Raw genomic sequence first — 21,964 nt, 5'->3', positions numbered from 1 at the left:
TAAAAAAAATTATTGCATTTCGTTAATCGAAAAATTTTGGAAATTGTTTAATGCTCATCAATCTTGTAATCTTGTCAAAATTTCTTTACGTCAATGAGGCAGGCATGGGGTGGCGAGCAATTTTCACTATCCATTCCATAGCGCTTTTAATGCTATTTATGGCATCAATGCGCAAAAAGAGCTTTTCGTTTTTTTCCTTTAATTGAATGTGTCTAAACATAGAAATGTTTTGTAACATTTGCTTGAATTTTTCGCTTTGGTAGAAAGGGTGCTTAGGATTCTGAGGAAAATATCCAAGAAAAACACCTTGCTTGATCGTAATTTTTTCAAAACCGCATTCGCGCGCGAGCAATCTAAGTTTTATGCTGTTAAGCAGTTCTGCTGCTGGTTGAGGTAATGGGCCAAACCGGTCCACGAGTTCTTCTTCAAATTTTGTCAGTTCATCTTCGTTTTGCACCTGGTCGAGTTGCTGATATAGCCTAAAGCGCTCTTCTGTTTTGTTGATGTATTCATCAGGAAAGAGTACTTCGATATCGGTCTCTATACTGCATTCTTTGGGAGTTACATTTTTGGAAAGTTCGGTTTCGTATAAGTCTTTGAATTCGTTTTCTTTAAGTTCTTGTATTGCCTCTTCGAGAATCTTTTGGTACGTTTCAAAACCAATATCGGAGATAAATCCGCTTTGCTCCCCGCCGAGCAAGTTTCCAGCTCCTCTGATTTCGAGGTCTTTAAGGGCAATTTGAAAACCACTTCCGAGGTCGTTGAATTGTTCAATAGCCTTAAGGCGCTTTCGCGAAAACTCCGGAAGGCTCGAGAGAGGAGGAGCAATGAGCTTACAATAAGCTTTTTTGTTGCTTCGACCAACGCGCCCGCGCAGCTGGTGCAGGTCGCTCAGACCGAAGTTGTGAGCTTGATTTATTATAATGGTGTTTGCATTCGGGATGTCAAGGCCGTTTTCAGCGATAGAGGTACTAACCAGTATATCGTAGTCACCTTCCATAAAGCCTAAAAGGATTTCTTCCAATTTATTACCCTCCATCCGTCCATGGGCTACAGCAATGTTGGCACCTGGCACCAGCCGTTGTAACAGGCCGGCGATTTCGTATATGTTTTCAATACGGTTATGGATGAAATACACCTGTCCATCTCTCTGCAGCTCCTGAATGATGGTATCGCGGATGACTTCTTCGTTCCAGGTAATGATTTGTGTGTCGACAGGTTGACGATTGGGCGGGGGAGTAGTCATCACCGAAAGGTCGCGAGCCGCCATTAAGCTAAACTGAAGGGTGCGAGGTATAGGAGTGGCTGTTAGGGTGAGAGTATCGATGTTTACGCGAAGTGTTTTCAGTTTTTCTTTTACGGCTACCCCAAACTTTTGTTCCTCATCGATGATAAGCAGGCCAAGGTCTTTGAATTTTACTCGGTCGCTAACCAATAGATTAGTGCCGATGATGATGTCAATTTCTCCTTTTTCGAGCTTTTCAAGTATTTCTTTTTGTTGTTTGGGAGTTTTAAAGCGCGACAAGTATTCTACTTTGACGGGGAAGTTTTTTAAGCGGTTTGAGAAAGTCTTGTAATGCTGAAAGGCGAGAATGGTAGTAGGCACCAATACGGCTGTTTGTTTGCCATCTACAGCTGCTTTGAAGGCTGCGCGTATTGCTACTTCTGTCTTTCCAAAGCCCACATCGCCACACACCAGGCGGTCCATAGGTGTATCGCTTTCCATATCTGCCTTAATGTCGGCAGTAGCTTTGAGCTGATCCGGTGTATCTTCATAGATAAAGGAAGCCTCGAGCTCAGCTTGTAGATAACTGTCGGGTGAAAACGCAAAGCCTTTACTGGCTTTGCGTTTTGCATAGAGCTGTATAAGGTCGAAGGCTAGTTCTTTTACTTTTCGTTTGGCAGCTTCCTTCTTTTTGGCCCAGGTAGCCGTGCCGAGTTTACTTAGAGTGGGCTCGGTGCCTTCTTTGCTGTTGTATTTTGATATTTTGTGCAGAGCGTGGATGCTCACGTAGAGCACGTCATTGTCTTTGTAGATAAGCTTAATGGCTTCTTGAACCTTGCCATCGTTTTCGATTTTTTGGAGCCCGGCAAACTTCCCAATGCCGTAATCAATGTGCACTACGTAATCGCCATATTGCAGCGATGTGAGCTCTTTGAGAGTAATAGCCTGTTTCTGCTCGTAAAAATTCTTGATTTTAAAACGGTGAAAACGTTCAAAAATCTGATGGTCAGTAAGCAGTATTTTGCGGTGGGTGTGATCTTCAAAACCTTCGTGCAGGGTGACCAAAGTGGTATAAAATTCGGCTGAGCAACCGTGTTCACTCAATGCAGAGTGCAGGCGCTCCATTTGACGGGCACTGCTGCAACTGATGGTCACTTCATATCCCTCCGCATTTTTTTGATGTAGATACTCTGAGAGGGTTTCAAAATTTTTATGAAATACTGGATGCGGACTGCAGGAAAAATCTAAAAATGCAACTTCTTTAAAGGATGTTGAATTACCAAATTCGATTGTTTTTGAATTTTTTGACTGTAACCACTCAAAAAAATCATCTCCTGAAATAAATAAATTTTCAGGTGCCAGACGGCGAATCGGAGAGCTAAGCGATTGGAATTTCTGCCGGGCATTCTCCATGAGTTGATTCATCCTCGCCAAAATCTGGTGACTATCCACCATGAGCACTATGGTTTTGTCTTCAGCCATAGCTTCTGCGAGCGACAGGCGCTGGTCCTCAACCAGCTTGTTTTCGATGTTGGGTAACAACAGAGCTTTATCAACCTTGGAGAAAGACAGTTGCGTATCGATCTGAAACAGTCGAATGCTCTCTACTTCATCTCCAAAAAATTCCAATCTGTAAGGATGTTCATTTACATATGAGAATACATCGACGATACCACCGCGAATACTAAACTGACCTGGTTCTGTAACAAAATCAACGCGTTCAAAGCCATATTCAAACAAGGTTTCGTTTAAAAAGTCAATGCTCAAAATCATTCCCACATGCACCTCGATCATTTGCCGGGCAAGTGATTTCTGAGAAATTACCTTTTCAAAAAAAGCGTCGGCAGAGGTTACTACTATACAGGGTTGTGGATTAGTAGCTATACGGCTTAATGTTTCAGCACGCAGGAGCACGTTAGCGTTGTCTGTTTCTTCTGTCTCGTAGGGTTGCTTGTGCGAAGGTGGAAAGTAAAAAACCCCTTCCTGACCAACCAGCTCCCGCAAGTCGTTATACAAATAGGACGACTCATCGTTAAATGGAGAGACTAACAAACAATTTTTTGCTGAAAATTTAAATGTAAGTGCCGTTATTAATGAGATGAGTGAGCCCTGAACCCCATGAAGATGAAAGTGTTTTGATGAGGGATTTTTTAAAAGTTCATTTAAGTGAATTGACAAATCAGCTGCTTCGTAATCCTTTAAGAGTGCTGAAACAGTTTTTGATTGACTGTTCATTTTCCGTTTTTTCCAAAATCAAAGAATAGACAAAGAAGTGGTAGTATAGTTTACCACGATTTTGTTTCTCTGAAGCAAAGGTACCAAAGTTTCACACCTTTTTAGAGTCTTAATGAATAATTAATACGCATCTTATGTGGTTTGCATTTGTGATAAATTATTGAAAATCAAGTAATAAAATCTTTGAGATATTTCATGCTAACTTTTGGTAGATACTCGAAGTGATATATTTTTGCAGCCCGATTGCGGTAAGGCCCATTCGTCTATCGGTTAGGACGTCAGATTTTCATTCTGAAAAGAGGGGTTCGATTCCCCTATGGGCTACAAAGCCTTTAGGCCCATTCGTCTATCGGTTAGGACGTCAGATTTTCATTCTGAAAAGAGGGGTTCGATTCCCCTATGGGCTACAGTTAAAAAATTGGATTAGATAAAATGGCAAATCACAAATCAGCACTCAAGAGAATTCGTCAAAACGAAAAAAGACGTCTTCACAATAGATACTACTATAAAACAGCCAGAAATGCTGTTAAAAAATTAAGAGCTATGACCGATTCTAACGAAGCCGCTCAAGTGCTTCCCAAGGTTATTTCAATGGTCGATAAACTTGTGAAAAGAGGCATTATTCACAAGAATAAATCAGCTAATCTTAAATCGAAGCTGATGAGACATGTAAATAAGCTTAATGCTGCCACAGTGTAAATTTATTGCTTGAAATTCCCAAGCGCCACGGCACTACCGATGGCGCTTTTTTATTTTTGTTCAAAATGTTTTAACGCTCGTGAAGAAGTCAAAATCAAAAGACATTAGTGAGGATTATTCATTTGCTTATAGCACCAATGCCTCGTATAATCCTTTTGAAGCCTTAGCTGTATTGGCTAATTCAACGGATGATGGAAATGAAACAAATGACAAAAATGTAGTAGAGCTTCACTACGAGATAAAAGGAAGAAATGGAAAACCAGTGACCATCGTGCGAAATCTACCAGCCTCGATGGATCTGGAACAAACTGCCTCAGAGCTTAAAAAAGTGCTAAGCACGGGAGGTAGTATAAAAGACGGCGAAATTGTGCTTCAAGGAAATTGTCGAAAAGGGGTGGCCAACTGGTTTGCCACCAAAAAAATTAAAACCAAAAATGTAGGAGGATAAAAAAAGCGCTTAAACCGGTTGGCTTAAGCGCTTTTTTTAGTGGTTACTGTTTAGTACTATCCTTGCTGAAGCAGCTTATCCATTTCGAGAGCTTTTTGTGCATTGCCGAGCTTGTAGTACACTTCGCGCAGAGCTTTGATAGTGTCTTTGTCTTTTGGATTAATTTGATGCGCCTTTTCAAATAAGGGCAACGCCTGGCGGAAGAGATCTAATTGCTGGCTTTTGAGCTTTTCATACTTTTTGGTTTCATTGAAGCCGAGCTTGTTCATTTGCTCTACCAAGTCATTAGCTTTTGTGATGTAAATGAGACCTTTCATGTAGAGCACGTCGGCGTAATTTTCATCAATGGCTAAGGCTTTGTCATATGCTTCTTCGGCCTGTTTTAGGTCGTTCATTTCGGTGTGATAAATTGTACCGAGAATAAACCAGAAGAGCTTGTTGTTAGGTTCGTTTTGGAGCGACAGTCTCAGGTTAGCCACTGCCTTGTCGTACTGTTTAGTTTTAATATAGCTGTCGAGCTCTTCACGGATGAATCGTTCTTCATTCGGGTATTCGGCGCGGGCCTTCTTTAAGATGGATAGATAATTCTCTTGGTCGTTGATGCTCTTGTAAGCAACAGCCAGCATGATGTAGAGGTCAGGACGAATGTCGCCCTCTTCGCGAGGATTTGTGAAGCGATCGGGTCTCAACTTGATGTTGCGTTGCAACTCTTTCGGGGAGCCAAATTGAACTTCGCGCTTTTGCTCGTTATCATATGCGAAATATTGTACGCCCTTGTAGTTGAGCTGGATCAATTGGTTAAATAAACGGATAGCCTCGGGGAAGTCTTTTGCGTTGAATTTCATCAGCGCTGCATTGTACAGCATCACAGTGTCAATAATGTCAATGCCTGGGGATTTACCCAGCTCGAAAGAGAGCATAAAGTCTTTGTAAGCTTCTTCAAGCTTTTCGTTTCTGGCATTTTTTTCACCTCTGCGCTGTATTAGATTAATAACGGTGTACATATCGGCTACAGCCTGCTCAGAAAAGAATTTTTTATTGATGGACTTTTCGTATTCGAGGTTGTTTTTCAGGTTTTCGGCAGCAATGTCCAGGGCGTTTGGCTCTAAACTTGAGATAGCCTGATTTTGTGATTGATAGATTTCAAGGTGTATTTTGCCATTGTAATAGTAGTACTTGGCTAAATCTTTGGGTTTAATGCCGGAAGTACCTACTTCTTTGAGCTTTGCTGTCGCATTGTCGATGTTTCGCTTGGCATCGGCCAGGTCATTTCTGCGCTCAAGAGCGATGACGGCAGAGCTTACCGTAGGACCAATCTGGGCTACAGAAGCAAAACCGGCTGCCACAAAAAGAAGGATGATTGATTTTCTCATAATGGTTATATGCTTGAATTTCAATTTAAAAATTTAAAAAGTATGCCAAAAGTACGCACGATTATTATTATTCAGCATTATCTGAGGTGCTTTCAGAGATAGAATTCTCGTTGTTTTGATCTGTTTGTTCTTCTTCAGATCTGGGCACCCGACACACTGAGGCGATTACATCGCCATTTTTTAGATTAATCAACTTTACCCCTTGAGTATTGCGACCCATCACTCGAAGGTCGGCTACTGAAAAGCGTATGGCCACGCCCTTTTTGTTAATAATAATGAGGTCGTCGTCGTTGGTTACGTCTTTTATGGCTACTAGTTTACCGGTTTTTTCGGTGATGTTTATGGTTTTTACTCCTTTAGCTCCTCTGTTGGTAATTCGGTATTCGTCGATGGATGTGCGTTTACCGTAACCGTTTTCTGAAACCACCAGGATGTCGCGATTGGGGTCGCTCACGCAGACCATACCCACCACTTCATCTGATTCATCAGCAAGTGTTACAGCTTTTACTCCGGCAGCATTCCTACCCATTGGCCGAACAGTGCTCTCGTGGAAGCGGATGGCTTTTCCGGATTTTACTGCGATGATGATTTCGGAATTTCCATCTGAGAGGGAAGCTTCGAGCAGCTGGTCGCCTTCGCGAATAGTGATGGCATTGATGCCATTAGCTCTTGGGCGAGAGTACGCTTCCAGCGTGGTCTTTTTGATAACACCCTTTTTAGTAACCAAAGTGATGTAATGCTTGTCCAGATATTCTTGGTCTGAAAGGTTATCTACGTTGATGTAGGCCAACACTTTGTCGTCGGGCGGTAAATTGATGAGGTTTTGAATGGCACGACCTTTTGAAGTTTTACCCCCTTCCGGAATTTCATACACTTTCAACCAGAAACAGCGACCAGCTTCAGTAAAGAGCAGTAAATAGTTGTGATTGGTCGCCATAAAAATGTGTTCTACAAAGTCCTCATCGCGCGTAGCTACGCCTTTCTGACCGACACCTCCACGGCTCTGTGTGCGGTATTCACTGAGGGAGGTACGCTTGATGTAGCCGGCGTGCGATATGGTGATTACAACCTCTTCATCGGCGATCATATCTTCTATGGAGAGGTCTCCACCGGAGTAGTCGATGGTGGTTTTACGGTCATCGCCGTATTTTTCTTTAATTTCGAGCAGTTCGTCTTTGATGATTTTCATTTGAAGCTCGCGGTTTTCGAGCACCTCTTTTAAGTAGGCGATGGTTTTCATGAGGGCATCGTACTCCTCTTTTATTTTTTCGCGCTCCAGACCAGTAAGACGCTGCAGGCGCAGCTCAAGTATCGCCTTGGCTTGGACTTCTGACAGCTCAAATGCCGATATAAGGGCAGTTTTAGCCTCATCTACGTTCTTTGAATTTCGTATGAGGTCAATAGCGCGGTCGAGGTCGTCTTTAGTAGAGATGACTTTGAGAAGCCCTTCGAGGATGTGAGCCTTCTTTTCTGCCTGGTCGAGTTCGTAGCGCGCACGGCGCATTATAACACTGTGCCTAAAGTCGATGAAGTGCTGGATGAGTTCCTTAATGTTTACGAGCATCGGCCGGCCGTTTACCAGGGCGATGTTGTTTACTGAGAAGGTGCTCTGAAGAGGGGTGTATTTATAGAGGTGGTTGAGCACTACATTCGGGATGGCATCGCGCTTTAAGACATATACAACACGGAGCCCGTCGCGGTCGCTTTCATCTCTGATGTCTGATATGCCATCGATTTTCTTTTCGTTAACCAAATCAGCGGTCTTTTTGATCATTTCCGCTTTATTGACTTGATAAGGAATTTCTGTCACAATGATACACGGGCGCCCGTCTATTTCTTCGATGTTGGCCTTTCCGCGTATCACAATTTTTCCGCGACCTGAGTGATAGGCTTCTTTCACACCATCATAGCCATAAATAATTCCTCCGGTGGGGAAGTCAGGTGCTTTGATGTATTTAATTAGTTCATCGATGCTGATATCAGGCTGATCAATACATGCCACTATGGCGTCGATAGCATCTTTGAGGTTGTGGGGCGGCATATTGGTGGCCATACCCACGGCTATACCCGAAGCGCCGTTGATGAGTAGGTTGGGTATTCTTGTGGGCAGAACGGTGGGCTCTTGGAGCGAATCGTCAAAATTTAGTTGAAAATCGACTGTATCTTTTTCAATATCAGAAAGCATTTCTTCAGCGATCTTTCGAAGACGCGCCTCTGTGTAACGCATAGCAGCCGGGCTATCGCCGTCAATAGAGCCGAAGTTTCCTTGCCCATCCACCAGAGTGTAGCGCATTGACCAGTCTTGAGCCATGCGCACCATGGTGTCGTACACTGAGCTATCGCCGTGCGGGTGGTATTTACCAAGCACTTCACCCACAATTCTGGCTGACTTTTTATAAGGGCGATTGGATAAAACACCTAATTCATACATTCCGTAGAGCACCCGCCTGTGTACTGGCTTAAGACCGTCGCGCACATCAGGTAAGGCCCTTGATACAATTACCGACATCGAATAGTCGATATAGGAAGATTTCATTTCTTCCTCTATGTTGACCTGAATAATTCTTTCGTTTTCTGCCATAATGTCAAATATGTCTCAAAAAATAGAGCTTTTTCGTCAAAGTGGCAAAAATAGCTATTTCGTTAGCTTTAATCTTTTTGAACCATTACACACTTTTTCGAATTTTACACAGATTTTTGTTAAAAATATAACCGGTGTAAAAATTGCATGATTCTTTCATGCATTACATTTGATAAACAGATTTTGGCTGAATTTCGTTATTTAAATACTTCGATATTTCAATGGAAGAGAATTTTTCACCAAGAGTTAAAGACGTAATTAGTTACAGCAAAGAGGAGGCACTCAGGCTGGGGCACGATGTGATTGGTACCGAGCACCTTATGCTTGGAATTATTCGCGAGGGAGAAGGAAGTGCCATCCAGATATTGCATGATCTGGGCGTAGATATACAAGCTCTGCGCAAAAGAATTGAGGCATTAATACCAGCAAATTATTCGACTAACATCAATATCAAAAAGAATATTCCTCTTACTCGACAAGCAGAAAAGGTGCTAAAGGTTACTTTATTAGAAGCAAAATTGCTTCATAGCCCTGAGATTCGAACTGCCCACTTACTGCTATGTATATTAAAGGACAATGATGACCCTGTAGTACGCATACTCAAAAATTTTGGAGTTACTTATGAAAGCGCTCGCCAGGCTTTCTTAAAAATTCAGGATCCTACCTCAGCGGAAGATTTCAAATACAAAGAAGAAATTTCCATGAGTGCATACGAAGACGATGATGAGTTTGAGCGCAGAGAGCGCTTCGGCAGTATGAATAGACCCGGAGGAAAAATGGAAACAAAATCAAAAACCCCCGTTATTGACAACTTTGGCCGAGATCTTACCCAGTTGGCTGAAGAAGGTAAACTTGATCCCGTCGTAGGTAGGGAAAAGGAAATAGAGCGCGTCTCTCAAATACTTTCGCGCCGTAAGAAAAACAATCCCTTACTCATTGGAGAGCCAGGTGTTGGTAAGTCAGCAATTGCTGAAGGGCTCGCACTTCGCATTGTAAAAAAGAAAGTAAGTCGTGTACTATTTGATAAGCGCGTAGTAGCCTTAGACCTGGCTTCGATGGTGGCAGGTACTAAGTACCGCGGACAGTTTGAAGAGCGCATGAAGTCGCTCATGAACGAACTGGAGCGCAACAAAGACATCATACTCTTCATCGACGAAATCCATACAATAGTTGGTGCCGGTGGTGCCACTGGTTCTCTCGATGCTTCAAACATGTTTAAGCCGGCACTCGCTAGAGGTGAAATTCAATGCATAGGTGCTACCACACTCGATGAGTACCGCCAATACATAGAAAAAGACGGTGCTTTGGAAAGACGCTTCCAAAAAGTGATGGTAGAACCAACTACACCTGAAGAAACCATTCAAATACTCAAAAACATAAAAGACAAATACGAGGAGCATCACAACGTGGTGTACACCGACGAGGCCATCGAAGCCTGCGTGTATCTCACACAGCGATATGTATCTGACAGACACTTACCTGATAAAGCAATCGATGCTCTCGACGAGACAGGTTCAAGAGTTCATATTACCTCCATTAAAGTTCCTCAGGCTATACTCGACCTTGAAAAACAGCTCGAAGAAATTCGCGAGCAGAAAATTAAAGTAGTAAAACGCCAGAAATACGAAGATGCTGCCCGTTTGCGTGACGATGAAAAACGCATTGAAAATCAACTGCTCGAAGCTCAGCGCGAATGGGAAGAAGAGGTGAAGCGAAATAAAGAGATCGTCACTGCTGACCATGTGGCCGAAGTAGTATCTATGATGACTGGCATACCTGTGCAACGCATAGCTCAAGCCGAGAGCAGCAGACTTGCCAAACTGGCTGACGAGCTGCAGGGTAAAGTCATTGGTCAGGATGAGGCAGTTAAAAAGGTTGTAAAAGCAATACAGCGCAACAGAGCCGGACTAAAAGATCCCAAAAAACCCATTGGCTCTTTCATCTTCCTCGGCCCTACCGGAGTTGGTAAAACTCAACTGGCTAAAGAACTCGCTAAAGCGCTGTTTGACTCTGAGGATGCACTCATACGCATCGATATGAGCGAATACATGGAGAAGTTCTCCGTTTCGCGTCTCATAGGCGCGCCTCCGGGGTATGTGGGATATGAAGAAGGAGGTCAACTGACCGAAAAAGTTCGACGCAAACCCTACTCTGTAGTATTGCTCGATGAAATCGAAAAGGCACATCCCGATGTTTTTAACCTCTTACTGCAGGCACTCGACGATGGACAGATGACCGATTCGCTAGGTCGCAAAATTGACTTTAAAAACACCATAATCATTATGACATCAAACATCGGTACGCGTCAGCTCAAAGACTTTGGCACCGGTGTGGGATTTGTGACCAAGGCAAAGGAAGAAAACATGGATGCATTAACAAAGAGCGTGATCGAAAATGCCCTTAAGAAAGCCTTTGCACCCGAATTTTTAAACCGCATAGACGACATCGTGCTCTTTAATACCCTTAAAAAAGAAGACATTCTCAAAATTATTCACATTGAAATCAATAAACTCCTACAGCGAATTGAAAAGATCGGCTATAAGCTCAAGATGAGCGACGCAGCCATAGAGTTTCTCGCTGAGAAAGGTTTCGATCCACAGTTTGGTGCACGTCCTTTGGCACGTGCCATCCAGAGATATGTGGAAGATCCGTTGGCAGAAGACATTATAAACAACCGCTTTAAAGAAGGATCTATTCTGGTGGTAGAAGTAAACGAGGCCAAAGACGCTCTATTGATCACAGAAGAGTCAACTGTAACTGAGGAGCAAGCTTAGAATTAATTAACACAGGTATAAAGCCATCTCATTCAAAAGGTGGCTTTTTCATTTTTAGCTAAAAAGGTTTGATAACATTGTATTGACAGCTTTTGATGAGCTAAAATTCTATTTTTGCAAAAAATCGACTCAATGGTGCATTTTTTAAAAAAATTTTTCATCTCAGCATTTTCGATATTATTTGGAATTTCAAGTGTTACAGCCCAAAGTAAATACCATCCAAATAGGACAGACGAAAACGGAAAAAGACAAGGGATATGGGTCTATTACCATCCAAGCGGTAATCTGAAAACAATTGAAAATTATGTAGATAATGTGCTGGATGGAATCCGCATTACGCTAAATGATCGCGGATACCTAAATATCGAAGAATATTACAAAATGGGCAAATTGCACGGCGAGCAGAAGATTTACGACGGATTTGCTCGACTAATGGAATTAAAGGAATTTACCGAAGGGGTACTTTCGGGCGCTTATAAAAAATTTAATCCTAACACAGGCAAAATCAGCGAAGAAGGAACGTATGTAAACAATCAAAAACACGGTAAATACATATGGTATTACGACAATGGTAATCCGGCAGTGGCTTATACCTATAAAATGGGCGTAATCGAAGGTGAAGCTATTGAATACTACAAAGAGGGTGGAATAGCAGCCATATCTACCTACCGGGCAAATGAGCTCGACGGTCCGTACAAAGAATTCTATCAAGACGGAAAAATAAAGGTAGAAGGTCAATATAAAATGGGTGAGAAGGTTGGAAAGTGGTTTACGTACGACGAAAATGGAAAGAAAAAGCCTTTAAAATATTGATTTGTTGAGATTTAAGATTATTTTACCTATATTTTTTTGCATCTCCCGGTTGCTTAATGGCCAGCAGCCCAGCATTCAGATGGAAGAAACCGGTATTTGGAATGGTTTGTATTTAAAAGTGCGATTTTCAAAATATTTAGGTTATTACGGAGAGCATCATTATCGAACTCGAAATCGTGAAGAAGATCTTTGGTCGTTTTACGGCAGGCCAAGACAGTGGTACAATAGAGCTGGAATCAATATTTTATTCAATCCCTACTTCGAAGCTGTTATAGGACCCACTTTGGTATTCAATTATGCGCCAAGGATGGATGATACAGCTTTTGATAAAATAACTCTCGAGCCTCGTATATGGCATCAATGGCTTTTCTCCATGCCAGCGATGGGCAGGGTAAAAATTTATCACCAATTTCGCTTTGAACATCGTTGGAGGAGAAGTAATTTGAAAAACTCTACCTATGAATATACCGATAGATATCGATATAAATTTTTCGCTTATATCCCCATTAATAAGAAAAAAATCGAAAAAAAAACTTGGTTTGTTTCTCCGTCTTTTGAAATCTTTATGCAATCAGGCCGTTCCATTATTAACAATCCCTTTGAAGATTTTAGAACTTATAATGGAATAGGATATGTTTACAACAACAACTTAACTTTCTTTGTAGGCCATATGTACACCCTTGGTCAAAAATCTTCAGGTTTTGAGTACAAAACTTCTCATATTCTTCGCTTTAATGTGATGATAGGACTTGATGTGCGAAGTGTAGAAAAGAGACTGCCAAATATTAACCTCGGATTTTAATGCACAAAAGAACGATTTACATACTTTTTTCACTTTTAATTCTGTCAATATTATTCAATATTTATCAGCATTTTGAGTACAATAAGCTGATAAGAAATATTGAGTTTTTGAAGCGTGAAATTGATACTTTTTCAATTCGTAATGAGATGCTCATTAATGCAATAAAAAGAGCACTTAGCGAAGAAGATGCTTTGTTTGATTATCAAGGTGACTCAGCATACTCTATTATGCCTGATTTGCTGCTGCAAAAAATGCGACAATTACATCAAAATATCCGTAAAAATTCAGATTCAATCTTGGTAATGAATGAAATGTTTCGGCGATTTAGAAACAGTATTGGCATCGCTGAAAAAATGCAAAACCAAGCCCAACTATCCGTCGAAGAACTCAAAGAAAAATATTTATTCCAAAATGCCGAAATTGAACTTTTGAAAAAAGAATTAGAATTGACCAAGCGACAGGCCGATCAACTGATGAATCGCGTGGTTGAAATCAACTTGAACCTCAAAGACAATATACAACTTCGATACATCGGTGAAGTTGAAAATAAGCGTCCTGAAGGACTGGGGGTAGGTTTTTACAGTACAGGAGGCTATTTTATCGGTTATTGGAAAGAGGGCATACGCCATGGCAGGGGTGAATATGTGTGGAAAAATGGCGATCGCTACATAGGAGAGTTTTTAAACGATAAACGCCACGGCGAAGGAGAATACATTTACAGCAATGGCTATAGATACAAAGGTGGATGGCGCGATGACCTGCGCGAAGGCTACGGAGAACTTCTGGACGATGAGAACAAGATTGTAGCTAAAGGCATTTGGAAAAGCGATAAACTAATCAAAAAACTATAGAAATGAAGACGAAAGAAGAAATTGTAAACAATTGGCTGCCACGATACACCGGAGTACCGCTCGACATGTTTAGTAAATACATTTTGCTCACCAATTTCAATAATTACTTAGAAGTATTTCGGGAGATGTATGGTGGCGAGATTATGGGAACCAATCGCTCCATGCCAAGCATACATGCCAATGGCGTTTCGTTCATCAACTTTGGAATGGGCAGCCCCAACGCTGCTACTATTATGGATCTGCTCACCGCCATTCAGCCCAAGGCAGTGCTGTTTCTCGGCAAATGCGGTGGATTGAAAAAGAAAAATGCCATTGGCGACCTCATCCTTCCTATTGGTGCAATACGAGGCGAAGGAACTTCAAACAGCTATATGCCTCCTGAAGTGCCATCTCTGCCTTCTTTCGCTTTGCAAAAAGCAGTATCAACTACCATTCGAAACAACGAACGCGATTACTGGACTGGCACCGTTTACACGACCAACCGCCGTGTATGGGAGCATGATGTGGAATTTAAAAAGTATCTGAAGGTGACTCGTGCCATTGCCATCGATATGGAAACGGCTACGCTCTTCACTGCCGGTTTTCGAAATAAAATTCCTACAGGAGCGCTCTTGCTTATCAGTGATCAGCCCATGGTGCCTGAAGGAGTAAAAACCGAAGAAAGCGACAAAGTAGTAACTGCGAATTTTGTGAATTTACATGTAAAAATTGGAGTAGAATCGCTGCTTGAGCTTATCAACAATGGCTTGACTGTAAAACACCTCAGATTCTAACTTTATAATTTGCAGATATTCTTTGGGACTCATCGCTCGTCAGACCATAAAAGGTAGCGTAGCCTCCTACGTAGGCGTTGGGCTGGGTACTTTCACACTTTTATTTCTATTCCCTGCTTTTTTAAGTCAAGAGCAAATAGGCCTGTTGCGTATAGTGACCAATGCAGCAGGTATGTTTTCAACCCTGGCTGTTTTGGGTATTCCTCAGATATCTGTGAAGTACCTTCCCTATGTTCAGCAGGGTGATGATTACAGAGCATATGCCACTTTGCTTTATATAGTTCCCTTAGTCGGTGTGTTGCTTTGCTATTTGATTTTTTTGGCTTTTAAGCAGCCCATCACTGATTTTTATTCTCAAAACGCCAAAGAACTTACCCGATATTACTATCTTGTTTGGAGTATAACCCTTCTAAATACCCTTTACCTCGCAGCAGCTTCATATGCCCGGATGAACAACCGCATTGTAGTACCTTCAGCAATTAAAGATGTTGGAATCCGTGTGCTCACCATTCTTTTCTTCCTGGGAATAGTAGTAAAATGGTTTGACTTCGACCATTTCTTAAACCTTCAAATAGCGATATATGGCCTTGCACTGCTCGGTGTGTTTTGGTACAATCACCGTTTGGCACCTTTTCGTCCGTTGTTTCAGTTTTGGAGGTTAAAACCTCATTTAAAAGGAGTTGCTTCATTCGGATTATTTTCGGTGCTAACTTCTACTGCCAGCATTTTGGTTACGACAATTGACAGTCTGATGATCGGAGGAATGATTAACCTCGGCAATGCCGGTATTTATGTAATAGCATCATACATTGGATTAGTAATAGAGATGCCAAAGCGTTCGCTGAATGCCATAGCCGGACCTGTACTCTCAGAGAGTTGGAAACATCAGAACATTGAAAAAATCAATGAATTGCATGCTCGTAGTTCGATAAATCAACTCTTGTTTGGTGGAAGCATGCTTTTGTTGATTTGGGCGGGGATTGATGGCATTTTTTACATCATGCCCAACGGTGAAACGTATTCAGCCGGTAAATGGGTGGTATTATTTATTGGCCTGGCTAAGCTCACGGATCTTGCCTTTGGATTAACGGCAGAGATTATCTCCTTTTCGCCGAAGTACCGATATAATTTGTATCTGTTGCTTTTATTAGCGGGTATTGCTGTGGTTACCAATTACTTTCTGATACCTCTGTATGGAATCACCGGTGCAGGTTTAGCTACTTTTATATCATATTTGGTGTACAATCTTTTGTCTTATTATTTAATGAAGAGAGATTATGGCATTACACCTTTTAACACTTCTTCAGCTAAAGCTCTAATGTTGTTGGTATTCGTGTTTATTCTGGTTCATTTTATTAGTATTGATATTCCAGTTGTGTTACTTTCGCTTTTAAAAGTTATCCTAGCTGCTGTGTTGCTTTTTATAGGAATTATTTATTACCGCCTGTCGCCTGATCTATCTTTGCTTGTAAAAAGCAGTGCTGATATTCTTAAGAATTTCATCAAAAAGTAACTTAGAATATTTAAGTTTGAGAAATTCTTTTTTTAGCATTGCCTTTATTAAAAAGAGTACAGGGGGATGATACTTTTTTTTGTGCTTGCAGGGGTACTGCTTTCGAGTCTTTTAGTACTCTTTAGAGATTATTTGAAGGAGTACTTATCAGCGTTTTTTTTCATTGTGCCGATTGCTGTATTTACTTATTTTTCAACTTATTTACATATAAAAGAGCCACTTACCGGTATTATTCGATGGCAAGAGGGGCTGGGTGTACACTTTGAGTGGAGGATTGATGGCTTGTCGCTCTTGTTTTTGCTTTTGATTAGTGGTATTGGAACTTTAGTTTTCGCTTATTCGCATTATTATTTAAAAGGTCATCCTGAAAAATTTCGTTTTTACGGTTTTCTGTCGCTTTTTATGACAGCCATGCTTGGCTTGGTGGTGAGCGACAATTTGGTGATGATGTTTATGTTTTGGGAATTAACAAGCATTTCTTCCTTTTTTCTCATAGGGTTTCATTACGAGGAAAAAGCCTCAAGAGATGCTGCATTGAGAGCACTTACCATCACAGGCATGGGAGGTGTAGCTCTGTTGCTGGCTGCAATACTGATATCTACGGTTACGGGTAGTTTTTCGTTTTCAGCCCTATTAGTAAATAAAGAAGTACTCCTTAATTCAAAGGCCGGGCAGAATGCATTTTGGCTCATTCTGATCGCTGCTTTTACAAAGTCAGCGCAGTTTCCATTTCACTTTTGGCTGCCAGGCGCTATGAAGGCACCCACACCTGTTAGCACATATTTGCATTCGGCTACGATGGTGAAAGCAGGAGTTTTTCTGCTGTTGAGATTTTATCCGGTTTATGCTCATTATACTTACTGGCAACCGGTTTTGATGGTTGTCGGCGGCATTACAATGGTATACAGTGCGGTGCAGGCCCTTTTTTTTCGCGATATGAAGAGCATTTTGGCTTATACAACATTGAGCGCCTTGGGAATTTTAGTGTTTTTAACTGGCATTGGCGGTGAGCAGGGTATTTCAGCTGCCATTGTATTTATCACTGTTCATGCTTTATACAAAGCAACCCTCTTTCTGGTAACTGGCATTGTAGATCACGAAACTCATACGCGCGATATCACACGACTCAATGGACTTATCAGATCGATGCCGGGAATTGGCACGGCAGCTTTGATTGCGGCACTTAGTCATGGAGGAGTTCCACTGACCTTTGGTTTTATCGGTAAAGAATTTTTATACGAAGCTGCTTTTGGTATTTCATCGCGATCATATATGCCAATATTATCGGCATTTTTTGCAGGTTGTTTACTGTTTGTTGCTGGGTTTTGGGTAGGGGTAAAGCCATTTTTTGGAACTGAGAATTCACATATGGATCAGAAATTTCACGTTTCTCGGTGGATGTCGCTACCAGTTTATATACTGGCGACACTTACTGTGATTTTTGGAGTTTATCCGGGACTAATGAAAGGACTGTTGGAGGGGGTTTTATTGACCAATGGATTTGAGGTTGAGCACGTACCTCTTTCGGTTTGGCATGGATTTACACCGGTGTTTTTCTTGTCATTAGCTACGTTGATAGTAGGTGTGAGTGCTTATTACTTTACAAAGCCCGGCGAGATTTATCGCAATTCGATAGAGAGTCTCTCCTATTCATCTGTTTCGATTTACGATAAAATTCAAAAGTTCATTAAGTTTTTGAGTCAGCTTTACACAAATGTTTTGCAAAATGGATACCTGCGCTTATATGTGCTTACAATCATGATTTTCTTGATGTTATTGGTAGGCTATTCTCTTTTCAGGGGTGTACATATTTACATTGATTTTCGAAAAATTTCGGAAGTTACATTTTATGAAGCAACTATTGTTTTTCTTTTGATAATCAGCACTTTATTCATTTTGCTGGCAAAATCGAGACTGGCAGCGGTGGCTGCAATGGGAGTTTTAGGCATATCGATTAGTTTGATGTTTGTGTTTTACAGTGCTCCTGATTTGGCGATGACTCAATTTTCGATTGATACGCTTACTGTGATTCTCTTTGTTTTAGTGTTGTATAAACTTCCGAAGTACATCAATGCATCTTCAGTAGCCATTAAGGTGCGCGATGTAATTGTTTCGGCCATGTTTGGGGTGATGATTACTATGCTGGCACTCGAAGTACTAAATGAGCCTGTAAATCGTGAAACGACGGAATATTACGTACAAAATTCCTACGTACTTGCCAAGGGTAAGAATGTAGTCAATGTGATCCTTGTGGATTTCAGAGGGGCCGATACAATGGTGGAAATCACAGTACTAACGATTGCTGCTTTAGGAGTATTTGGTTTAATGAAATTGAGACTTAAAGACAACGAAAAAACCTGGGAATAGCTATGAAAAGTATTATCCTTAAAAAAGCTTCCGATTACCTGCTTCCCTTGCTTCTGCTCTTTTCGGTTTTCATTTTGTTTAGAGGGCACTATTTGCCGGGAGGTGGTTTTGTAGGCGGATTGATTGCCTCCATTGCCTTTGTGTTGCACAGTTTTGCTAATGGACTACAGCAAACACGCGACTTGCTGCGCATACATCCGGGATTTCTGATGCCCATCGGGCTGCTCACCTCTTTGGGCAGTGGATTGTTTCCGATGCTTACAAGTGGCGAACCCTTCATGACAGCCAAATGGCTCAAGGAACCGCTCGAAGTGGTAGGAATGGTGGGTACACCGCTCATTTTCGATATCGGCGTTTATTTAGTAGTAGTGGGTGTGAGTCTTACAATCATATTTACACTTGCAGAAGCTGCTTAGAAGATGGAAATATTACTTGCAATAGTTACAGGATTGCTATACGGTGCAGGATTATTTATGATGCTGCGCAGAAGCATGGTAAAATTGATTATTGGTCTGATTTTATTAGGTAATGGTGCCAACATCCTCATCTTTTTATTAGGTCGAATCGCTAAAGGAAAACCTCCCATCATACCAGCGGATGCTAAAGTGTTAACAGATATTTATGCTGATCCTGTGCCTCAGGCCTTGATATTGACAGCCATTGTGATCAGTTTTGGTTTACAATCATTTGCCATCGTTCTCTTCAAGCGGGTATATCAAACCATTCACACCGATGATCTCGACACTGTAAATACCATAGACGACGATTTATGAATTCTATTGAAGTCATTATTCCTGTTGTTTGGCAGTTTATCATAGCGATTGTTCAAATGTTTTTGTGGTTTCAGCCGCGAATTCAGCGTGTAGTCAGCATTGTGGGCAATAGCGTGCAGATAGGCCTTGCAATCTTCCTTTTCTACGCTGTGCAGCATAAGGGAATTTTAACCATGAGCGCAGGCAAATGGCCTGCTCCTTTTGGGATTGTTTTTGTGGCCGACACCTTTGCGACGGTGTTGGTTATTGCTACTTCTATTTCCGGGTTTGCAGTTACCCTTTTTTCTCTGGCAAATATTGTAGAGGCCCGTATGCGGTTTGGATATTTCCCCATCATGCACCTCTTGTTTGCCGGTTTGAACGGAGCTTTCCTCACCGGCGATATTTTCAACTTGTATGTATGGTTTGAGATTATCATCATATCTTCCTTTGTGCTGTTGACCATCGGGGGTGAAAAGCCTCAACTCGAAGGGGCTGTTAAGTACTTTACGCTCAATATTTTAGCTTCTACTATTTTTCTGACAGCGATTGGAGTTCTCTACGGCCTGGCAGGTACACTTAACATGGCAGATTTAGCTATTCACGTCAAGAACCTTCCAAACAAAGGCTTAGTAGAGGTTACAGCTATTTTGTTTCTGGTTGGTTTTGGTATTAAATCAGCCATTTTTCCGCTCTACTTCTGGCTTCCGGCTTCGTATCACACTCCACCGGCGGCCATAGCTGCCATCTTTGGTGGGTTACTTACCAAACTCGGGGTGTATGCTCTGCTAAGAGTATTTACGTTGGTCTTTTTTGAAGATCCCATCATAGACCACATCATGATTGTGCTCGCTGGTATTACTATCATCACAGGTGCACTTGGGGCAATGGTGCAAACGAATATTCGAAAGATTTTTAGCTATCTCATTATCAGTCATATTGGATACATGGTCATAGCTCTTGGCATACATTCGGAACTCGCAATTACAGGAGCTGTTTTTTATATGATTCACGACATCATAGTAAAAACCAATCTCTTTATGGTCAGTGGCTTGCTCTATCGCGTTCAGGGCACACATCACATCGATCGGTTGGGTGGGTTTTTTAAAAATTTTCCTCGACTGTCACTATTGTTATCCATTCCTTTGTTTTCTTTAGTGGGAGTGCCTCCGCTTTCTGGATTTTGGCCAAAAATTGATCTCTTCCGCTCTGCTTGGGACGAGGGAGGTACTTTTATAACCTTTAGTTTAGCTTTCGGCACAATTGTCACCCTTTTGGTGATTGCGCGTGTGTGGGCTGAGGTCTTTTGGAGGCCAGCTGAGAATCTGCCACACAGACCTAACTTCCGTTTTTGGCATCTGTTTAATAAGGCTGAGAAAATTCAATATGTACTTCCAATTGCTCTGCTATCATTAATCTCCTTAGCAATTGCCTTAAGAGCGGGCGACGTCCACATCATTTCTCAAAAAATCGCTTCAGAACTGATGAATCCTGTTGATTACATACACATTGTATTACCAGATAAACTCTTAGTACGCCCATGAGATCGCAGTTTTTGATGAACAACATGCTCGCATTCATTTGGATTGCGCTCACAGGTACGTTTGCCTTAAAAAATTTTCTCTTCGGCTTCGCTCTAAGCTACTTTATCCTATGGTTGATAAGCCGCGGTATTGGCAGTAAGGGCGACCCCGGTCGAAAGTATTTTATTATCGTTCCGAAAGTGATAGGATTTATTTTCTACTTTTTATACGAACTTCTGAAAGCAAACATTCAGGTAGCATATGACGTGGTCACGCCTAAAAATTACATGACGCCGGGAATTGTAATGATACCCCTGGATGCTAAAACAAATTTGGAAATAACTCTGTTAGCCAATCTTATTTCATTGACACCCGGCACATTGAGCCTCGATGTGAGTGATGATCGGAGCGTGCTCTATGTGCATGGAATGTTTATCAAAGACAAGGAAACTTTTGTCCATTCCATAAAAAATGGTTTCGAACGTCGATTGTTAGAACTGACCCGATGACACTACAGGACTACTTGTATTACTTCATTCTTCCGATACTGGTAATCAGTATGTTGTTGGTTTTTTATCGGTTTTTAAAAGGGCCTGATATGCCCGATCGCATAGTGGCGGTCGACTTGCTCATTACTATCGCTATAGGGATAATAGCCATGTACAGCATTGTGAGCAGCAGAGCACCTTTTCTCGATATTGCAATGATTCTGGCGCTTATAGCCTTTTTGAGCACAGTAGCTTTTAGTTATTACCTGGAAAAGAAAAACAAAAACGAATGAGCAACTTTATCATTGCCGCATTGGCTACCCTTGGTGCTATTTTTATACTACTGGCTGCCATAGGATTTGTGAAAATGCCTGATATATACCTGCGTATTTCTGTAACGACTAAAGCTGTAACCCTTGGTATCGGGCTTATGCTGGCTTCAGCGGCAGTGTATTTTGGCACCGAGTCAATTGCTTCCAGGGTTTTAGCTATAATTTTTTTTGTGTTTCTCACCTCTCCTGTAGGAGCACATTTGATCGGCAGAGTATCTTATTTCATTGGTATACCCTTGTGGAAGAATTCCCTTCACGACGACCTGAAGGGCAAATACAACCCCATTACGCATAAGCTTAAAGGTCAGGAATTTCCTTCTGAAGAGGTCAAAGAGTCAAAATAAAACTAATCTTTCAGAAAGCGGGGTATTGAATTTTCCTTGTTGAAAAGCAGTCAAGATCTCTGCACCTGAAG

18 protein-coding genes and 2 tRNA genes are annotated in these 21,964 nt (G+C 41.6%); 17 read left to right on the top strand and 3 right to left on the bottom strand.

Going from position 1 to position 21,964, the window contains the following annotated elements; translation table 11 throughout:
- Nucleotides 1-85: 85 nt before the first annotated feature.
- The gene (gene mfd / locus ACK4EX_RS05440; protein WP_409770541.1) at nucleotides 86-3,460 is read right to left on the bottom strand and encodes a transcription-repair coupling factor; all 3,375 of its coding nucleotides are present in this window, start codon (nucleotides 3,458-3,460) and stop codon (nucleotides 86-88) included.
- Nucleotides 3,461-3,712: 252 nt separating this feature from the next.
- Here mfd and ACK4EX_RS05435 point away from each other — a divergent pair.
- The 4 genes from ACK4EX_RS05435 (at nucleotide 3,713) to ACK4EX_RS05420 (ending at nucleotide 4,607) form a co-directional block, all read left to right on the top strand.
- Nucleotides 3,713-3,784: transfer RNA gene (locus ACK4EX_RS05435), tRNA-Glu, on the top strand.
- A gap of 11 nt (nucleotides 3,785-3,795) precedes the next feature.
- Nucleotides 3,796-3,867 (top strand) — tRNA-Glu (locus tag ACK4EX_RS05430).
- Nucleotides 3,868-3,892: 25 nt separating this feature from the next.
- On the top strand, nucleotides 3,893-4,159 hold the full coding sequence (gene rpsT, locus ACK4EX_RS05425) for a 30S ribosomal protein S20 (protein WP_409770538.1): 267 nt from the start codon (nucleotides 3,893-3,895) through the stop codon (nucleotides 4,157-4,159).
- 79 nt (nucleotides 4,160-4,238) lie between these two features.
- Complete coding sequence (locus tag ACK4EX_RS05420) at nucleotides 4,239-4,607, top strand: hypothetical protein (RefSeq protein WP_409770536.1); 369 nt, start codon at nucleotides 4,239-4,241, stop codon at nucleotides 4,605-4,607.
- A 56-nt stretch (nucleotides 4,608-4,663) separates the two neighbouring features.
- Here ACK4EX_RS05420 and ACK4EX_RS05415 read toward each other — a convergent pair whose 3' ends face one another.
- Together ACK4EX_RS05415 and gyrA are read right to left on the bottom strand one after the other, a co-directional pair.
- The gene (locus tag ACK4EX_RS05415) at nucleotides 4,664-5,980 is read right to left on the bottom strand and encodes a tetratricopeptide repeat protein (RefSeq protein ID WP_409770534.1); all 1,317 of its coding nucleotides are present in this window, start codon (nucleotides 5,978-5,980) and stop codon (nucleotides 4,664-4,666) included.
- A 67-nt stretch (nucleotides 5,981-6,047) separates the two neighbouring features.
- Nucleotides 6,048-8,561, bottom strand: a complete 2,514-nt coding sequence (gene gyrA, locus ACK4EX_RS05410; protein WP_409770531.1) for a DNA gyrase subunit A — start codon at nucleotides 8,559-8,561, stop codon at nucleotides 6,048-6,050.
- A 221-nt stretch (nucleotides 8,562-8,782) separates the two neighbouring features.
- On the opposite strand from gyrA, the gene ACK4EX_RS05405 reads away from it, so the two are divergent.
- From ACK4EX_RS05405 to mnhG, 13 genes are all read left to right on the top strand, one after another.
- On the top strand, nucleotides 8,783-11,335 hold the full coding sequence (locus tag ACK4EX_RS05405) for an ATP-dependent Clp protease ATP-binding subunit (RefSeq protein ID WP_409770529.1): 2,553 nt from the start codon (nucleotides 8,783-8,785) through the stop codon (nucleotides 11,333-11,335).
- A 132-nt stretch (nucleotides 11,336-11,467) separates the two neighbouring features.
- Entirely contained in the window at nucleotides 11,468-12,148 is a 681-nt protein-coding gene (locus ACK4EX_RS05400; protein WP_409770526.1) for a hypothetical protein, read from the top strand.
- A gap of 4 nt (nucleotides 12,149-12,152) precedes the next feature.
- On the top strand, nucleotides 12,153-12,950 hold the full coding sequence (locus tag ACK4EX_RS05395; RefSeq protein ID WP_409770523.1) for a DUF2490 domain-containing protein: 798 nt from the start codon (nucleotides 12,153-12,155) through the stop codon (nucleotides 12,948-12,950).
- 107 nt (nucleotides 12,951-13,057) lie between these two features.
- Entirely contained in the window at nucleotides 13,058-13,801 is a 744-nt protein-coding gene (locus ACK4EX_RS05390; RefSeq protein WP_409770521.1) for a hypothetical protein, read from the top strand.
- Nucleotides 13,802-13,803: 2 nt separating this feature from the next.
- On the top strand, nucleotides 13,804-14,574 hold the full coding sequence (locus ACK4EX_RS05385; RefSeq protein ID WP_409770520.1) for an AMP nucleosidase: 771 nt from the start codon (nucleotides 13,804-13,806) through the stop codon (nucleotides 14,572-14,574).
- 22 nt (nucleotides 14,575-14,596) lie between these two features.
- The gene (locus tag ACK4EX_RS05380; RefSeq protein WP_409770518.1) at nucleotides 14,597-16,087 is read left to right on the top strand and encodes a polysaccharide biosynthesis C-terminal domain-containing protein; all 1,491 of its coding nucleotides are present in this window, start codon (nucleotides 14,597-14,599) and stop codon (nucleotides 16,085-16,087) included.
- A 66-nt stretch (nucleotides 16,088-16,153) separates the two neighbouring features.
- On the top strand, nucleotides 16,154-18,454 hold the full coding sequence (mbhE, locus tag ACK4EX_RS05375; protein ID WP_409770515.1) for a hydrogen gas-evolving membrane-bound hydrogenase subunit E: 2,301 nt from the start codon (nucleotides 16,154-16,156) through the stop codon (nucleotides 18,452-18,454).
- Between the two features lie 2 nt (nucleotides 18,455-18,456).
- Nucleotides 18,457-18,870 carry a Na+/H+ antiporter subunit B gene (locus tag ACK4EX_RS05370; RefSeq protein ID WP_409770512.1) on the top strand — a complete coding sequence of 138 codons (414 nt, stop codon included), beginning with the start codon at nucleotides 18,457-18,459 and terminating at the stop codon, nucleotides 18,868-18,870.
- Nucleotides 18,871-18,873: 3 nt separating this feature from the next.
- Complete coding sequence (locus ACK4EX_RS05365) at nucleotides 18,874-19,227, top strand: Na+/H+ antiporter subunit C (protein WP_409770510.1); 354 nt, start codon at nucleotides 18,874-18,876, stop codon at nucleotides 19,225-19,227.
- On the top strand, nucleotides 19,224-20,750 hold the full coding sequence (locus ACK4EX_RS05360; protein WP_409770508.1) for a proton-conducting transporter membrane subunit: 1,527 nt from the start codon (nucleotides 19,224-19,226) through the stop codon (nucleotides 20,748-20,750). Before ACK4EX_RS05365 ends, ACK4EX_RS05360 begins: the two co-directional genes overlap by 4 nt.
- Nucleotides 20,747-21,238, top strand: coding sequence for a Na+/H+ antiporter subunit E (locus ACK4EX_RS05355; protein WP_409770506.1), 492 nt, complete (start codon nucleotides 20,747-20,749; stop codon nucleotides 21,236-21,238). The genes ACK4EX_RS05360 and ACK4EX_RS05355 overlap by 4 nt, the downstream gene beginning before the upstream one ends.
- Nucleotides 21,235-21,510, top strand: a complete 276-nt coding sequence (locus tag ACK4EX_RS05350) for a cation:proton antiporter (RefSeq protein ID WP_409770503.1) — start codon at nucleotides 21,235-21,237, stop codon at nucleotides 21,508-21,510. Before ACK4EX_RS05355 ends, ACK4EX_RS05350 begins: the two co-directional genes overlap by 4 nt.
- Nucleotides 21,507-21,893, top strand: a complete 387-nt coding sequence (gene mnhG / locus ACK4EX_RS05345; protein ID WP_409770501.1) for a monovalent cation/H(+) antiporter subunit G — start codon at nucleotides 21,507-21,509, stop codon at nucleotides 21,891-21,893. The genes ACK4EX_RS05350 and mnhG overlap by 4 nt, the downstream gene beginning before the upstream one ends.
- The last annotated feature ends 71 nt before the right edge of the window (nucleotides 21,894-21,964 follow it).

The sequence above is a fragment of the Thermaurantimonas sp. genome, assembly GCF_046299575.1.
GTDB lineage: Bacteria > Bacteroidota > Bacteroidia > Flavobacteriales > Schleiferiaceae > Thermaurantimonas.
The sequence above is the reverse complement of the archived record's forward strand: the minus strand, read 5'-3'. Positions and strand labels throughout refer to the sequence as shown.

What these genes read in the sequence shown, in the direction of transcription:
- mfd (WP_409770541.1), bottom strand. Translation starts at nt 3,460, where the DNA reads ATGAACAGTCAATCAAAAACTGTTTCAGCACTCTTAAAGGATTACGAA.
- rpsT (WP_409770538.1), top strand. Translation starts at nt 3,893, where the DNA reads ATGGCAAATCACAAATCAGCACTCAAGAGAATTCGTCAAAACGAAAAA.
- ACK4EX_RS05415 (WP_409770534.1), bottom strand. Translation starts at nt 5,980, where the DNA reads ATGAGAAAATCAATCATCCTTCTTTTTGTGGCAGCCGGTTTTGCTTCT.
- gyrA (WP_409770531.1), bottom strand. Translation starts at nt 8,561, where the DNA reads ATGGCAGAAAACGAAAGAATTATTCAGGTCAACATAGAGGAAGAAATG.
- ACK4EX_RS05405 (WP_409770529.1), top strand. Translation starts at nt 8,783, where the DNA reads ATGGAAGAGAATTTTTCACCAAGAGTTAAAGACGTAATTAGTTACAGC.
- ACK4EX_RS05400 (WP_409770526.1), top strand. Translation starts at nt 11,468, where the DNA reads ATGGTGCATTTTTTAAAAAAATTTTTCATCTCAGCATTTTCGATATTA.
- ACK4EX_RS05385 (WP_409770520.1), top strand. Translation starts at nt 13,804, where the DNA reads ATGAAGACGAAAGAAGAAATTGTAAACAATTGGCTGCCACGATACACC.
- mbhE (WP_409770515.1), top strand. Translation starts at nt 16,154, where the DNA reads ATGATACTTTTTTTTGTGCTTGCAGGGGTACTGCTTTCGAGTCTTTTA.
- ACK4EX_RS05370 (WP_409770512.1), top strand. Translation starts at nt 18,457, where the DNA reads ATGAAAAGTATTATCCTTAAAAAAGCTTCCGATTACCTGCTTCCCTTG.
- ACK4EX_RS05365 (WP_409770510.1), top strand. Translation starts at nt 18,874, where the DNA reads ATGGAAATATTACTTGCAATAGTTACAGGATTGCTATACGGTGCAGGA.
- ACK4EX_RS05360 (WP_409770508.1), top strand. Translation starts at nt 19,224, where the DNA reads ATGAATTCTATTGAAGTCATTATTCCTGTTGTTTGGCAGTTTATCATA.
- ACK4EX_RS05355 (WP_409770506.1), top strand. Translation starts at nt 20,747, where the DNA reads ATGAGATCGCAGTTTTTGATGAACAACATGCTCGCATTCATTTGGATT.
- ACK4EX_RS05350 (WP_409770503.1), top strand. Translation starts at nt 21,235, where the DNA reads ATGACACTACAGGACTACTTGTATTACTTCATTCTTCCGATACTGGTA.
- mnhG (WP_409770501.1), top strand. Translation starts at nt 21,507, where the DNA reads ATGAGCAACTTTATCATTGCCGCATTGGCTACCCTTGGTGCTATTTTT.